We start from the raw sequence: 14,900 nt of genomic DNA, 5'->3' as shown, positions 1-14,900 counted from the left end.
TCGGATGAGCACAAACCGCGCACACTCACGCCTGGCAGCGCGGGCACCAGTAGAGTTTGCGGGCACCGATCTCTTCAAGCGCGATCTCGCTCCCACACACCCGGCACGGCAAGCCTGCACGGTGGTAGACCCAGTGTCGGTCGTCTCTGTTCGCCATCGCTGCCCGGTAGGCGTCACCAGAGAGACCGTCCATGGTCATCATCTGACCCGTCTCGACTCCCACTGCGAGGAGTCGAACCCAGTCCAGCCAGAGCTCCCGCACGATGTCTTCCGGTACATCCCGTCCCGGTGTATGCGGATTCAGCTGCTGACGGAACAGCATCTCCGCGCGGTACACATTGCCGATGCCGCTGACCACCGCCTGATCCATCAGAAGCAGAGCGATCGCCGTCTGCCGCTTCTTCACGGCTCGGACGAAACGTTCCTCGTTTTCGGTCGCATCCCCCACCAGGGGATCTGGTCCGAGCTTCGCCACCGAAGCCAGCATCTCTTCCGGAGTTTGCAGAACACACGCCGTGGGCCCCCGCAGATCCGCGGCGGTGATGTCCGTCATCAATCGCAGGCGCACCTGTCCGACGATCGGTGGCGGCCACTCAGAATCATCTGGGCTGAGGCCCTTCGTCTGCTCAGACATGCGCACGTGGACGCGGGTGCGCCTGGGGGCACCGATCGATGACAAGGAGTTCTCACCGGCGGTATCCAAAATCGGAGCTTCGAGAGCGGTACCTCGCTGATTGGTTTGCCCCATGCGCCCATTCGCTGACGCGATGGTGGGATCAACAACAATTTCGCCAGCGAAGTCCCACGCGCCGTATAGTCCGAGGTGCACCCGCAGCCACACGTCGCCCTCTGCCTCCAGGAACATCTGCTTGCCGACAGCTTGCACGCTGACAGCCTCGCGCCCGTTGAGCACCGCTGCCCCTTCGGCGAAGCGCCCCTGCGGGCTCGACGCCAACATCGGCTTCCCGACGAAGTTGCGCTCGAACTGTCTGGCTATCCGATGAACGGAGTGACCCTCTGGCATTTCAGGCTCGCGGATCCGGCAACAGCGAGCCGTCCTTCTCGAAGTCGGCGATCTGACCGATTCGTCGGACGTGCCGCTCGTCAGCAGAGAAAGGCGTCTGAATGAAGCGATCGATGAACGAGGTGACCTCTTCGTAGGTATGTTGGCGCGCACCAATGGAGATCACGTTGGCGTCGTTGTGTTCCCGCGCGAGTTCCGCTGTAGACAGGTTCCACACCAGCGCTGCACGAACGCCCTCGACCTTGTTGGCGGCGATCTGTTCGCCGTTTCCTGATCCACCGAACACCACTCCGAGCGCCTCAACGCCTGCCCGCTGGTCGGCAACGACGGCCTGTGCCGCCCGAATGCAAAACGCGGGGTAATCGTCAACGGCATCGTACTCGATCGGGCCGTGGTCAACGACGTCGTGTCCCGCAGCACTCAGGTGTTGCTGGAGTTGCGTCGAGAAGTCGAGCCCTGCGTGGTCAGTGGCGATGTGGATGCGCATGATTCCCATCCTAGAAGCGCCGACGTTCAGCGAAATGTCACGGAGCGACACCCGCAGCGGCTGGCTTGAAGCCGGCGCGCACATTCTCACAGCATCCAGGGCGGCAGACATCGAAGCCGCCGGGAAGAGATGTCACGTGAGCGCGCTCTTCATTGGGGCGCCCCTGCAGACGTTCTTCGATCAGATCGACGATCCCGGCCACGAAGGCAGCAGATACGCCGGGGGTCGGCGTACGAACGAATGCGAGATCGGCCTCCTCTGCGGCCTCCAGTGCCTCGGTATCAAGATCCCACAGCACTTCCATGTGGTCGCTCATGAAACCGACGGGAACGACGGCCACGGCCTTGCGTCCACGTCCGGGCAACTCGGCGATCACATCGCACACATCCGGCTCGAGCCATGGCTGGGTGGGGGGTCCCGAACGGGACTGATACACCAGCTCCCATGACACAGCTGCGGCGTCAGGGAGCGACTCCCTGACGCGCGACATCGTCCACTCAGCGACGGCGAGATGTTGCGCGGCGTATGCTCCGCCCTCGCCCCAGTCGATGTCCCGTGCGCCGGAGCGCTCGGCATCGGCGGTGGGGATGCTGTGCGTAGAGAAGAGAATCTGAATATCGGCTGCGGCGATTCCCTGAGCAAGGAACCCTTCGATTGCCTCACGCACACCCGACTCGAACGCGGCGACAAAACCGGGGTGGTCGTAGAACGGACGAATCTTGTCGATCGTCACCGTATCGGCAAGCCCGGTCTCCTCGAGCGTGCGTGCGTAGTCTTCGCGATACTGGCGACAGCTAGAGAAAGAGCTGTAAGCGCTCGTCGAGAACGCGAGCAGCGTGTTGTGCCCATTCGCCGATGCTTCGGTCACGGCCTCTTCGAGGTAAGGACCCCAGTTGCGGTTGCCCCAGTAGACAGGCAGGTCGATGCCGCGTTCGGCAAGCGCTGCCTCCAGCGCGACCTTTAGCACGCGGTTTTGCGCGTTGATCGGGCTTACACCACCGAAATGACGGTAGTGATGGGCGACCTCTTCTAGCCGCTCATCGGGGATTCCTCGTCCGCGGGTCACATTTCGAAGGAACGGGATGACGTCGTCCTGTCCTTCTGGACCGCCGAAGCTGGCTAGGAGCACGGCGTCATAGGCAACAGGTGTTGTCACAAATGGCGCGCCACCTGCAGCGGCGGGTGAGGCATAGGAGACGGGATTCGGCGCAGTTGCGGTCACCCCTCCATCTTTACACCTCGCGAGAGTAGCAAGGCGCTCACGCTGGCGTAGGCTGTCATGGTTGCCGCAGGCGCCAACTGCGCCATCCCCCGGTAACGTCCCCTCACCCCTGGGAGTACAGCTGTGCCTGGAGAGAACCTCACCCGTATCGAAGCGCAAGAGCGCCGCGACGTCATAGACACTCAGTCATACGAAGTCGCCCTCGATCTGACAAAAGGTGCCGAAGTCTTCGGCTCCCGCAGCGTGGTGCACTTCACCGCGACTCCTGAGGGCTTCACTTTCATCGACCTCATCGCCCACGAGGTCCGCGAGATCTCACTCAATGGCGAGCAGCTTGATCCGAGCGAGGTTTTTGCAGACTCGCGCATCGCGCTGAGCAATCTGCAGGCTGAGAACGTGCTCGTGGTCGACGCCGACTGCCTGTACACGAACACCGGAGAAGGTCTGCACCGGTTTGTCGACCCTGTCGACGACGAGGTCTATCTCTATTCGCAATTCGAGGTGCCGGACTCTCGCCGGGTTTTTGCTGTGTTCGAGCAGCCAGACCTCAAAGCCACATTCCAGTTCACCATCACCGCTCCGGCGGCATGGAAAGTCGTTTCCAACTCCCCCACGCCAGAGCCGATCGTGCACGACGACGAGGTCACAGCGACCTGGGGTTTCGAGCCCACCCCACGGATCTCTTCGTACATCACGGCGCTCGTCGCCGGACCATACGAATCGACCTTCTCGGAGCTCACGAGCGCTTCCGGACGCGTCGTCCCCCTCGGGGTCTACGGCCGCAAGAGCCTGTGGCAGCATCTCGACGCCGACTACATCTTCGACAAGACCCGCGAGGGATTCGCCTACTTCGAGTCGAAGTTCGGTGTCCCGTACCCGTTCGCCAAATACGACCAGCTCTTCGTTCCCGAGTTCAACGCGGGGGCGATGGAGAACGCCGGTGCTGTCACGTTTACAGAGACCTACGTCTTCCGCAGCAAGGTGACCGACGCTGTCAAGGAGCGCCGCGTCGTCACGATCCTGCACGAGCTTGCGCACATGTGGTTCGGCGACCTCGTCACGATGAAGTGGTGGAACGACCTTTGGCTCAACGAGTCGTTCGCCGAGTGGGCATCGACCATCGCCACCGCCGAGGCCACGGAGTGGACAGAGGCGTGGACCACGTTCAACGCCATGGAGAAGACCTGGGCGTACCGCCAGGATCAGCTTCCCTCGACGCATCCGATCGTTGCCGAAATCAATGACCTTGAAGACGTACAGGTCAACTTCGACGGCATCACCTACGCCAAGGGCGGTTCCGTCCTCAAGCAGCTGGCGGCCTGGGTCGGCATCGAAGCGTTTTTCGCCGGCGTCTCGCAGTACTTCCAGAAGCACTCCTGGGGCAACACCGAACTGAGCGATCTGCTCTCAGAGCTCGAGGCCACCAGCGGACGCGACCTGAGCACCTGGTCGAAGAAGTGGCTGGAAACAGCGGGTGTCAACACGCTTGAGCCCGTCATCGCGGAAGACAATGACGGCAAGATCTCGCGCTTTGCCATCACGCAAACAGCGCCAGCTGACTATCCGACGATCCGGCCGCACCGGCTGGGGATCGGCTTCTACACGCTCAGCGGCGGTTCGCTTACCCGTTCGCACTACCTCGAAGTTGACGTCGACGGCGATCGCACCGAAGTACCTGAGCTGCACGGCCTCGCCCGCCCCGACCTCGTGCTCCTGAATGACAACGACCTCGCTTACGCGAAGATTCGCCTCGATGATCGCTCGCTGGAGACGGCGATCGCTCACCTTGCAGACATTCACGACCCGCTGGCTCGCTCGTTGGTGTGGGGTGCAGCGTGGGATCAGACGCGCGATGCCGAAACCGGTGCATCGGAATACCTCGACCTCGTCCTGCGCAACATCGGTCGCGAAACCGAGTCGACGACGGTTCGCACCACGCTCGCGCAGTTGCGCACGGCGGCGACGCTGTACGTTGCTCCCGCTGAGAGGGAAGCAGCGCGGCTCAAGATCGCTGACGGGCTGTGGGCTCTCGCTGAGTCGGCCACCCCTGGTAGCGACAGCCAACTGCAGTTCGTCACCTCGTTCGCGAATGCTCTGGTTACTCCAGAACACGCGGGGATCGTTGGCCGCCTGCGCTCAGGAGAAGAGACGCTCCCCGGGCTTGAGGTCGATGCCGACCTCAACTGGCAACTCCTGGTCGGCCTTGCCACAATCGGTGCCACGGATGTTGCGACCATCAACGCGGCGCTCGCTGCCGACAACACGGCGAAGGGCGCCGAGTTCGCAGCTCAGGCTCGTGCCTCCCTCCCCGACCTTGCTTCCAAGAAGGCGGCATGGGACTCGCTCATCGAGCGTGACGATGCCCCCAACACGATCCTTCGCTCTGCCGCCCTCGGGTTCACGCACCCCGCAGGAGCGTCGGTACTGAGCGAATTCGTGCCGGCATACTTCGACATGCTGTTGCCGGTATGGGAGACGCGTACCTATCAGATCGCGCAGTACCTCGTTGTTGGACTCTTCCCGACCGCGCTCGCCGACATCGCGCTCCGCGATGCAACTCGCGCGTGGCTCGCGGAGAACAAAGAAGCGTCCCCCGCGTTGCGGCGACTCGTGCTGGAGAACCTCTCCGGTGTCGAGCGCGCTCTCGTAGCCCAGGCTCGCGACGCCGACACCGACGACTGAGCTCGACGACTGAGCTTCACAAAACGGAGATCATCTGCGCGTCATAGGCGTGTCGCCCTGCGACATGCCTATGACACCGCAGGTGGTCTCCGTTTTTGTCGGGAGATTTATCCAGCCCACGCAGATTCCGGATCACTAGTATCAGGATGATGATGCTCCCTTCCGCAACAACACCGCCAGCCGACATTGGCGACCTTCCTGCGTGGTGGGCCAGCACCTGGACGAATGTCTCGGCCTTCTTGATCGAGGCCGGCCAGAACGCGCTGTCGATCGCTCTGATCATCATCGCCTGCATCGTGATCGGACTCCTGCTTCGCGTCGTTATTCGACGCGTCGTGCACCGCATCGTGGATCGCGCGAAGACGAAGGCCTCCGTCGAAGACACACAGGCGCTGGAGCGCTCGCCTCTGGCGGACATGAGACTGGTGCAGCGCACCCGCACACTGGGCACCATTTTGCAGAACATCGTCAACGTGATGCTGGTGGTCATTGCTTTCATCCTCATTGTGCAGGCCTTGGCTCCCGATCTTCTCGGCTCGCTGACACTGCTTACAGCGGCAGTTGGCGCTGGACTTGGTTTCGGGGCGCAGAACATCGTCAAAGACGTCTTGAACGGGATGTTTCTTGTCGCCGAGGATCAGATCGGCATCGGCGATGTCGTCGATCTGGGGCTCGCCAGCGGCGTTGTTGAGTACGTCAGCGTGCGCATCACCCAGGTACGAGACGTCAATGGCACTCTCTGGTACGTCCGCAACGGTGAAGTCACCCGTATCGGAAATATGTCGCAGGGCTGGGCCCGATCCATCATCGACATTGGCGTGCCTGTCGACTCCGACCTTCAGCAGGTCGAGCACATCATGCTGGACACCGCCCAAGAGCTGGCGAAAGACCCGAAGTGGCGCACCCGCATCATCGACACACCGGAGCTTTGGGGGCTCGAGTCCGTCGACGGCGATGCGCTCGTCGTACGCATCGTGATCAAGGCGCGCGCAAACGCGAAGGACGACGTCGCTCAGGAGTTGCGTCGCCGGTTGCGGAGCGCACTGCTGGAGAATGAGATCGGCGTTCCGCGGATGGTCGATGTTGTCCCGACCGGGCTAGACGGAGCACGTCGCGTGCGAGGTGCCAACCCGCCCAAAACGCGACCGAACGCTGTCACAGGTGTGCCGGCAGTTCCCGCACGCGGGATTTGGCGCCGCAAGAAGTCGACAGATGAGGGGAATCCAGAGCAGTGAGCTTCTACGATGAAATTGGCGGGCACGACACATTCGCGAAGATCGCGTCGGTGTTCTACCGAGAGGTCGCGCTCGACCCCGTAATGAAGCCGATGTACCCGGAAGAGGATCTCGGACCTGCAGAAGACAGACTCCGGATGTTCTTGGAGCAGTACTGGGGTGGGCCAACGACCTACGGTGAAACTCGCGGGCACCCCCGGTTGCGGATGCGCCACATGCCGTTCCACATTGATCCGGATGCACGCGATCGGTGGCTGCGGCATATGCGGATGGCCGTTGATGAAGCGCAGCTGTCGCCGTTGCACGAGGCGACTCTGTGGGACTACCTCGAACGAGCCGCGCATGCCATGGTGAACACGATGGAGTCATCAGGAATTGGGGCTGCTCCCGGTGGACGCCCCACGCTGGAAACCCGATCACGTCAACAAGCACAACCGGGTCAACAAGCACAACCGGGTCAACAAGCACAATCACGTCAGGATTCAACGGAGACCTCATGACGACTAAGCCCCTGTCCACAGATGTTTTGGTGATCGGGTGGGGGCTGTCTGGCCTGGTCGCCGCCGCAGAGGCACTCGATGCGGGCAAGCGCGTCGTGCTGGTTGACCAAGAGCCGAGAACAAACCTCGGCGGGCAGGCATGGTGGTCTTTCGGAGGGCTCTTTCTGATCGACTCACCGGAGCAACGCCGTCTGGGGATCAAGGACTCGCTCGAAATTGCGACCGAAGACTGGTTCGGGAGCGCAGGGTTCGACCGCCCTGAAGATGAGTGGCCGCGAAAGTGGGCAGAGGCGTACCTCCAGTTCGCCGCTTCGGAGAAGAGGTCATGGCTCCGACAGCGCGGCGTCCGTTTCTTTCCCGTCGTCGGGTGGGCTGAGCGGGGTGGCTACGGCGCGATCGGCCCTGGCAACTCTGTCCCCCGCTTCCACATCACCTGGGGAACGGGCCCAGGCATCGTTGCTCCGTTCGCCGCGGCAGTAGAACAGGGTGAGCGCGAAGGCCGTCTTACTGTTCTCCCACGCCATCGCGTGTCGGAGTTGGTGATGACAGATGGAACGGTGTCTGGCGCACGCGGAAGCGTGCTGCGTTCGAGTGGCGCTCGCCGCGGCGCACCGACATCGCGTGAGGTCATCGAAGATTTTGAGGTCTTTGCCGGTGCCACCGTCGTATCTTCCGGTGGCATAGGAGGCAACCACGACCTCGTCCGCGCTGCATGGCCGGAACGCTTGGGCACTCCCCCGAATCACATGCTCACCGGAGTGCCCGCCTACGTCGACGGCTCGATGCACGGAGTCAGCGAGACCGCCGGCGCGCGATTGATCAACAGTGACCGGATGTGGCACTACGTCGAAGGCATCGCGAACTGGGACCCGGTGTGGCCATCGCATGGCATCCGCATCTTGCCCGGCCCCTCATCACTCTGGCTTGATGCGACAGGCACCCGGCTTCCCACCCCGCTCTTCCCAGGGTTCGACACCCTCGGTACGCTCGCGCACCTTCGAACGACCGGCCACGACCACTCGTGGTTCGTGACTTCACGCCAGATTGTCGAGAAAGAGTTCGCGCTGTCTGGCAGCGAGCAAAACCCCGACCTGACGGGACGCGACATTGGGCTGCTACTTCGGTCGCGCCTCGCCAAGGGCCCCACTGGACCGGTGCAGTCATTCCTCGACGAAGGTGCAGATTTTATCGTCGAGAACGATCTCGACTCTTTGCTGGAGCAGATGCAGCGGCACCCAGGCGGCGATGTGCTCGACATCGCCAACGTACGTCGCGAGATTGTGGCTCGCGACAACGCAATGACCAACGATTTTTCCAAAGACGCGCAGATCGGAATGCTGCGGTCGATGCGAAGCTACCGTGGCGACAAACTGATCCGCACCGCCGCACCGCATCGGCTTCAGGACCCTGCTGCGGGGCCGCTGATCGCCGTCAAGCTACACGTGCTCACACGTAAATCTCTTGGCGGGATCAATACCGACCTCGATGGTCGCGCGCTCGATACTCAAGGATTGCCGATTCCCGGGCTTTACGCGGCTGGAGAGGCCAGTGGGTTCGGCGGTGGCGGTGTACATGGATATCGAGCGCTAGAGGGCACCTTCCTCGGAGGCTGCCTCTTTTCTGGTCGCGCTGCGGGACGCGCCGCTGCCGGGTTCGTTAGCTAACGCTAGACCCGAGTTTCTTCTGCTGAGCCAATGCACGTTCGCGCATCGCCAGGAACAGCGGGAAGGCGAAGGCGACGGCGACCGATGGCATCAACACGATGTACAGCCACAGCCACTTCATGCCCGCACGGCGCCCCTCCACCACAATAAATATGGCCGCACAGACCATGATGACCACCACGTCCCCCACCAGTGACAAGACAGATGGGCCGCTACCCAGCCAGTCCCCCAGGTAGTCGCGACCAGCGGCGATCGAGATGATGTTGTACGTCCACGTGACGATAAGACCGGCAATCGCCAGCGTGAGATACGTGAGGGCAAGCGGCGTCCAGCGCTTCATGACTGCACCGCCACAACGGACTCAGCCCGAGCCGCACGTGCACCGATCACGAGGATGGTGGTGGAGGCGATGATGCCGCTCGCGACGATCAGCCACCCAGCCACGAGGAAAATGCCGGCAGGTTGAACGATTGATTGCCCGGAGAGCGCCTGGAAAGTCACGACGAGGAGCGTAGCAGCAAAGACGGCTGCCGCAACGACCATCAACTGCAGCCGAGTTTTATCGAGTGAAAGTGCCGACCACTTCCGCCCGAGTGAGTTCAGCAAGATTGCAAGCAGAGGAAGCAACTGCAAGGCGTGCATCCCAATGAAGTGCGGAATGCGGAGGTCGCCAGCAACCGTGCTCCACCCGAGCACCGGAAGCTGCGGGCCGCCGTCTGCAAGCCCGACAGTGTGCGCGCCGACAACGCCTTCGAAGTTAGAAACCTGAGTACCAGAGGGGCCCGTCATCAGGTATGCGAGCCCGAGACCGACAAGGCCGAGCACTGCTCCGGCACGAAGCGCGAAAGTCAACGACCGGGTGGGCAGCTTCATAAACATGAGGGCGATGGTGGTGACGAACGTGCACACGTACAACACGGTGATCGATATCGCCATGATTGCCCACACCGCTGTTGCGAACGGGCTAGACACATTGAAGTGACTCGTCGTTCCGGCAGCAGCCGCACCGACAATCGCCGTCTGCTCGATGATCAGTGCAACAGCCATGATCGTTCCCGCTGTATGGGCGATCTTCTGCCAGCGAGGCAGGTGAGCGATCAACCATGCCCAGGTAACTGTGTAAAGCAGAATCGAAACGGAGAACTTCAGCGGCTTCGCCCAAGCGGCTGCCTCTGTGATCTCACGAGGATCGAAGATCAACCCGATGATGCACACGATGGTCAACGGGACCATCAAGGCGGCAACAGCCATAAGTGGCCGATGCCAGGCATACATTCGGGCAAGTGCTGACGGCTCAGTGGATTTCATCATGTATCGATAGTAGCACTATCGATAGCCTAACTATCCAATTGGGTGTGACTCAGCCTGCGTGGCCCGTTCCCCGCACGCTTGTGAGACCAGACGCGACAGGACCACGAGCAAGCACATGCCCACGACTAAACGCCAGCCTGGTCCACCTTCCCGACCGCGACACTGCAACCTGCTCTTGCCCGGAGATGAACCCCATCGCGTCGGCAGCGAACGCTACTCCTCGCGGCAGTCCAGCCAGATCCTCGTCCGGCTCTCCCCATATGGAGGCACGCAATGCGCGCACTGCTTCTTCCCCTGAGCCGGGAGCCGCACCTCGGGCAACGGCGGAGATGCCCCATTGGGCACGTTGAGCGATGACGGATGCATCCAGAGTTGCCTCAGCAGCCCAACCGCCCCTGGGCGGCGCGACACCTGCCCACGCGGGAGAAAGCCCTGTCTCCGGAAGAGTGAGCCGGTGCGCCTCATCCGTCGCCTCTAGCTGATCGATAACGATGTCGCACTCGAGCTCGGCATCTGCACGCACGATCCGCATCGCCAGGATGGTCGGCGTCTGATCGAAGAGGCCCTGTGGTGCGAGTGCCGCAGTGGTGAGAGCGAGCACTCCCCCTGCGGCCTGCAGCCTGACGCCTTCATCGGTGATCCTGGTCGCGCGGCCCACGAACGTGAGCACGTCTTTGGCAGTCTCGGAGTCGGCGAGAAGAAGGGGATGGGGCACGCGCTCTAAACTATCAACGGAGCGGCGTCCGCGGTCGCAGAGAGGAATCCATGAGCGCGAATACCCACGCCATCCAGACCGTCGAGCGACTACTTGAGGTGCTCGACCTCGATGCAACGCAGGCCCGCACGACCGAAGACATCTTCACCGGCTCTTCGCATCCCATGCCAACCGGACGAATCTATGGTGGCCAGGTCCTCGCGCAAGCTCTTCTCGCGGCAGAGCGCACTCTCCCGGAAGACCGCGGCGTGCACTCAATGCACGGCTATTTTCTTCGACCTGGGGATGCGAGTCAGGGCATCACGATCGCTGTTGATCGAATCCACGACGGTCGTTCCTTTTCTACGCGTCGTACGCAGGCATACCAAAATGGTGTCCCCATCTTCTCGATGATCGCGTCTTTCCAAGACGAAGACCCCGGCGTTGAGCATGCAGCACCGATGCCGGAAGGAATCCCGGCGCCAGAAGACCTCGAGCCGGATGAGGCGCGCGTGACCGGTCTGCCGGAGGGCGCTCTGCGGATGCTGAGCGATCGCGCAGCCGATATTCGCCACGTGGATTCTCCGCTATACCTGCCGACAGCAGATGATCGCATCGCGCGTCAGGCCGTGTGGATGCGCCTGCGCGCTCCTCTCCCCGATGATCAGCGCCTGCACAGAGCAGCACTCGCCTACCTCAGCGACATGACCATTCAAGAGTCGATCCTGCGCGCACACGGGGCGTATTGGGCATTGCCTGGACTGAAGGTCGCGAGCCTCGACCATGCGATGTGGTGGCATCGACCGGCACGTGTAGACGAGTGGCTCCTCTACGTGCAGGAATCTCCGAATGCGCGCGGCGGGCGCGGCCTCGCCACTGGGCGCATCTATTCTCGCGAGGGCTCGCTTGTGGCGAGCGTCGCTCAGGAGATCATGATCCGCGTTCCCGAAGAGGAATCCGCCTGACAGCGACCCCATCAGGGAGCAACTGCTTAGCGGTGGGCGTACTCGATTGATGGCCCGACGTGTGGCTCCCACGCGTCACGCATCTCTTGCGTGAGCCGGGTTGGGCGCCCCGTGGCCGCATCGACGAGCACGATGATCGCCGTCGAGCGCGCGTAGATCTGGCGTGGCTCTGCGGCGGGGTCGTTGTGAACCTCGTAGCAGACCTCAACACTTGACCCACCGAGCTTGCCGAACCACATCTGCACTTCTAGCGGGCGACGCTGATAGGGCACAGGCGCCAAGTACTCGATCTCTTGTCGTGCGATGAGGGTGAGTACCCCCTCGGCGATTCCCGAGTCGAGCACGGCGGTAGCCGGCGCTTCTTCGCCGGGTCCCGCCCGCCAGAACGCGCGCACTCTGGCCTCTTCGAGCAGTTTCAGCATCGAGGTGTTGTTGACGTGATTGAACGCGTCCAGATCTCCCCAGCGAAGGTGGATGGGGATGTGCAGCCGAGTACCAGGCACTACAGACTCCGACTCGTCAGTCGCGCGTCAGCTTGCGGTGCGTTGACCGGTGCGGCTTCGCCGCATCTGCTCCGAGGCGCTCGATCTTGTTCTCTTCGTAAGCCTCGAAGTTTCCCTCGAACCAGTACCACTTGTCTGGCTGCTCGTCGGTACCTTCGTACGCCAGAATGTGCGTTGCGATGCGGTCAAGGAACCACCGGTCGTGAGTGATGACCACGGCGCAGCCGGGGAACTCGAGAAGCGCGTTCTCCAAAGAACTCAGTGTCTCGACGTCAAGGTCGTTTGTGGGCTCATCGAGGAGCAGCAGGTTGCCGCCCTCTTTCAGAGTCAGGGCAAGGTTGAGGCGGTTTCTCTCACCACCGGAGAGCACACCGGCCTTCTTTTGCTGATCGGGTCCCTTGAAGCCGAACTTCGATACGTAAGCGCGAGACGGAATCTCGGTTTTGCCCACGGTGATGTAGTCCAGGCCGTCAGAGACAACTTCCCACAGCGACTTGTTGGGATCGATGTTGGAGCGAGACTGGTCGACGTAGCTGATCTTGACGGTCTCACCGATCTTCAAATCTCCGCCGTCGAGAGGCTCGAGGCCCACGATTGTCTTAAACAACGTGGTCTTTCCGACACCGTTCGGGCCGATAACGCCGACGATGCCGTTGGGCGGCAGGCTGAAGCTCAAGCCATCGATCAACGAACGGCCGTCGAATCCCTTTTGCAGCTTCTTGGCCTCGATGACGACGCTTCCAAGACGCGGACCCGCAGGAATCTGAATCTCTTCGAAGTCGAGCTTCCTGGTGCGTTCTGCCTCGGATGCCATCTCCTCGTAGCGAGCGAGACGCGCCTTCGACTTCGTCTGACGTCCCTTGGCACTGGAGCGAACCCACTCCAGCTCTTCCTTGAGCCGCTTGGCGAGTTTGGCATCTTTCTTGCCCTGAACTTCGAGTCGCTCGCCCTTCTTCTCCAAGTAGGTCGAGTAGTTACCCTCGTAGCCGATCAGGCGGCCGCGGTCCACCTCGGCGATCCACTCCGCAACGTGATCGAGGAAGTACCGGTCGTGAGTGATCGCGATAACGGCACCCTTGTAGGCCTGAAGGTGTTGCTCCAGCCACAGCACGCTCTCGGCGTCGAGGTGGTTAGTCGGCTCATCGAGAAGCAGAAGGTCAGGCTTCTGAAGCAGAAGCTTTGCCAAGGCCACACGGCGCTTCTCTCCACCGGAAAGCGGCGCGATCGCTGCGTCTCCCGGCGGGGTACGCAGCGCGTCCATGGCCTGGTCGAGCTGGGAATCGAGGTCCCAGCCGTCTGCCGCGTCGATTTCTTCCTGTAGCGTCCCCATCTCGGCGAGGAGCGCGTCGAAATCTGCGTCAGGATCGGCCATCAACGCCGAGATCTCGTTGAAGCGGTCAAGCTTCGCCTTGATTGCGATCCCTTCTTGGACGTTCTCCAAGACGGTCTTCGACTCGTCGAGTTCTGGCTCCTGCATCAAGATGCCGACGGTAAAGCCTGGAGAGAGCTTCGCCTCACCGTTGGAGGGGGTGTCCATCCCTGCCATGATCTTGAGAATCGTCGACTTACCGGCACCGTTAGGTCCCACCATGCCGATCTTTGCCCCGGGAAGAAACGCCATGGTGACGTCGTCGAGGATGAGCTTCTCGCCCACTGCCTTACGCGCACGAACCATCGAGTAGATGTACTCAGCCACCGAAAACCGCTCCTTCTGTTGGCGTCGAAGATCGACACTCCAGCCTACCGGCCTGAGGCCGAATCACCAGTCGATCGATCGCGTGACGCCGACAAGACAGCGTCCTTCTGCGAGTTGCGGCATCACTGCGGTCACAACCTGACCGGTTGACGGTCCCACCTGACCAACGAGACACTCGCTCTCGCCCCAGCGGACCGAGAACTGGATGCTCTCTGCAGGATTGCCGACAGTTGAAAGATCTTGAGTGACCTGCATCGCCGCTTTATCGAACCCCGCGCCGACGAGAGCGTCTATATACGCGCGCCCTGCACCTCGCTCAGCTGTCGCCCACACTTCTTCGGCAATCGCCGTGAAAACAGGAAGATTGTCTTCCGCTGTGCCATCGGGAACCAAGCGGGGAGACTCAGGAACGGTTGCCCCTTCTTCTGCAGAAACTGTGGGCGAGGGTGACGCGGACAAACCTGGCTCCTGGGCACACCCCGCAAGCAGGAGGACTGCAGCAAACGCGGCGACGAAGCACGTAGCGCGCGTCTGCGGGAAAACTGATCGACGAAGCACGCCCCGAGTCTACGTTGACGGCATGAGCGGGGTGCGCGCGGGGCCTCAAATGTCGGGGGTGGGTAATACCGTCAGACCAGGAAGGAGCTTCTATGTCTGACAGCCTGACCACGGTGCCAGAGGTACCTCTGGCACCGCCACAGATCAGCTCGGCTCGTGAGCATCTGGTGCGCGCGGCCCACCATCTCTGGCGCGTCCAAGACCGCAGAAACCACGTCCTCGGACATCTCCGCATCGTGGCAGACCCGCTGGGGCTCCGTTATCGCGCCGAGCGTCTGCACCTGGCTACCGGAGGTTTCCGAGTAGTCGGAGAGTTCTGGGATCCAGACGATGCGGTCGCCGTGCTGCGCTCGTCTTAA

The 14,900-nt window shown here is 61.9% G+C and carries 15 protein-coding genes; 6 read left to right on the top strand and 9 right to left on the bottom strand.

Translation table 11 applies throughout. From position 1 onward, the window contains the following. Window positions 1-25: 25 nt before the first annotated feature. Genes AB0O87_RS09900 through AB0O87_RS09890 form a run of 3 tightly spaced genes read right to left on the bottom strand, consistent with a single transcriptional unit; the run spans window position 26 to window position 2,733 of the window. The gene (locus AB0O87_RS09900; protein ID WP_363514871.1) at window positions 26-1,024 is read right to left on the bottom strand and encodes a DNA-formamidopyrimidine glycosylase family protein; all 999 of its coding nucleotides are present in this window, start codon (window positions 1,022-1,024) and stop codon (window positions 26-28) included. Window position 1,025: 1 nt separating this feature from the next. After that, window positions 1,026-1,511: a ribose-5-phosphate isomerase gene (locus tag AB0O87_RS09895; RefSeq protein WP_363514868.1), complete on the bottom strand. Its 486-nt coding sequence runs from the start codon at window positions 1,509-1,511 to the stop codon at window positions 1,026-1,028. 37 nt (window positions 1,512-1,548) lie between these two features. After that, complete coding sequence (locus AB0O87_RS09890; RefSeq protein WP_363514865.1) at window positions 1,549-2,733, bottom strand: ferrochelatase; 1,185 nt, start codon at window positions 2,731-2,733, stop codon at window positions 1,549-1,551. Window positions 2,734-2,856: 123 nt separating this feature from the next. Between AB0O87_RS09890 and pepN the strand changes: the two genes are divergently transcribed. From pepN to AB0O87_RS09870, 4 genes are all read left to right on the top strand, one after another. Continuing rightward, window positions 2,857-5,415: an aminopeptidase N gene (gene pepN, locus AB0O87_RS09885; protein WP_363514862.1), complete on the top strand. Its 2,559-nt coding sequence runs from the start codon at window positions 2,857-2,859 to the stop codon at window positions 5,413-5,415. Between the two features lie 149 nt (window positions 5,416-5,564). Next, a complete protein-coding gene (locus tag AB0O87_RS09880) occupies window positions 5,565-6,650 on the top strand; it encodes a mechanosensitive ion channel domain-containing protein (protein ID WP_363514859.1) in 1,086 nt (361 codons plus the stop codon). Next, on the top strand, window positions 6,647-7,150 hold the full coding sequence (locus tag AB0O87_RS09875) for a globin (protein ID WP_363514856.1): 504 nt from the start codon (window positions 6,647-6,649) through the stop codon (window positions 7,148-7,150). Before AB0O87_RS09880 ends, AB0O87_RS09875 begins: the two co-directional genes overlap by 4 nt. Continuing rightward, complete coding sequence (locus tag AB0O87_RS09870; protein ID WP_363514853.1) at window positions 7,147-8,814, top strand: FAD-binding dehydrogenase; 1,668 nt, start codon at window positions 7,147-7,149, stop codon at window positions 8,812-8,814. The genes AB0O87_RS09875 and AB0O87_RS09870 overlap by 4 nt, the downstream gene beginning before the upstream one ends. Here AB0O87_RS09870 and AB0O87_RS09865 read toward each other — a convergent pair. The 3 genes from AB0O87_RS09865 to AB0O87_RS09855 are packed head-to-tail and all read right to left on the bottom strand — an operon-like array spanning window position 8,807 to window position 10,840. After that, complete coding sequence (locus tag AB0O87_RS09865; protein WP_363514850.1) at window positions 8,807-9,154, bottom strand: DUF2834 domain-containing protein; 348 nt, start codon at window positions 9,152-9,154, stop codon at window positions 8,807-8,809. The two genes, AB0O87_RS09870 and AB0O87_RS09865, sit on opposite strands and share 8 nt — an antisense overlap. Next, entirely contained in the window at window positions 9,151-10,125 is a 975-nt protein-coding gene (locus AB0O87_RS09860; protein WP_363514847.1) for a hypothetical protein, read from the bottom strand. The genes AB0O87_RS09865 and AB0O87_RS09860 overlap by 4 nt, the downstream gene beginning before the upstream one ends. Window positions 10,126-10,174: 49 nt before the next feature. Further along, a complete protein-coding gene (locus AB0O87_RS09855) occupies window positions 10,175-10,840 on the bottom strand; it encodes a hypothetical protein (protein ID WP_363514844.1) in 666 nt (221 codons plus the stop codon). A 50-nt stretch (window positions 10,841-10,890) separates the two neighbouring features. Here AB0O87_RS09855 and AB0O87_RS09850 point away from each other — a divergent pair, with 50 nt between their 5' ends. Next, window positions 10,891-11,784: an acyl-CoA thioesterase II gene (locus AB0O87_RS09850; protein ID WP_363514841.1), complete on the top strand. Its 894-nt coding sequence runs from the start codon at window positions 10,891-10,893 to the stop codon at window positions 11,782-11,784. Between the two features lie 26 nt (window positions 11,785-11,810). Here the strand turns inward: AB0O87_RS09850 and AB0O87_RS09845 are convergent, their stop codons facing one another. The 3 genes from AB0O87_RS09845 to AB0O87_RS09835 form a co-directional block, all read right to left on the bottom strand. Next, the gene (locus tag AB0O87_RS09845) at window positions 11,811-12,287 is read right to left on the bottom strand and encodes a thioesterase family protein (protein ID WP_363514838.1); all 477 of its coding nucleotides are present in this window, start codon (window positions 12,285-12,287) and stop codon (window positions 11,811-11,813) included. A gap of 16 nt (window positions 12,288-12,303) precedes the next feature. Then, window positions 12,304-13,983: an energy-dependent translational throttle protein EttA gene (gene ettA, locus AB0O87_RS09840; RefSeq protein ID WP_363514835.1), complete on the bottom strand. Its 1,680-nt coding sequence runs from the start codon at window positions 13,981-13,983 to the stop codon at window positions 12,304-12,306. A 63-nt stretch (window positions 13,984-14,046) separates the two neighbouring features. Continuing rightward, entirely contained in the window at window positions 14,047-14,541 is a 495-nt protein-coding gene (locus tag AB0O87_RS09835; protein ID WP_363514832.1) for a hypothetical protein, read from the bottom strand. Between the two features lie 92 nt (window positions 14,542-14,633). Here AB0O87_RS09835 and AB0O87_RS09830 point away from each other — a divergent pair, with 92 nt between their 5' ends. After that, a complete protein-coding gene (locus AB0O87_RS09830) occupies window positions 14,634-14,900 on the top strand; it encodes a hypothetical protein (protein ID WP_363514829.1) in 267 nt (88 codons plus the stop codon).

Origin of the sequence: Microbacterium sp. NPDC076768, from assembly GCF_040687205.1 — a bacterium.
In the GTDB taxonomy this organism is placed as follows: Bacteria; Actinomycetota; Actinomycetes; order Actinomycetales; family Microbacteriaceae; genus Microbacterium.
Note: the sequence above shows the minus strand (reverse complement) of the source record. Positions and strands in the feature narration are given on the sequence as shown.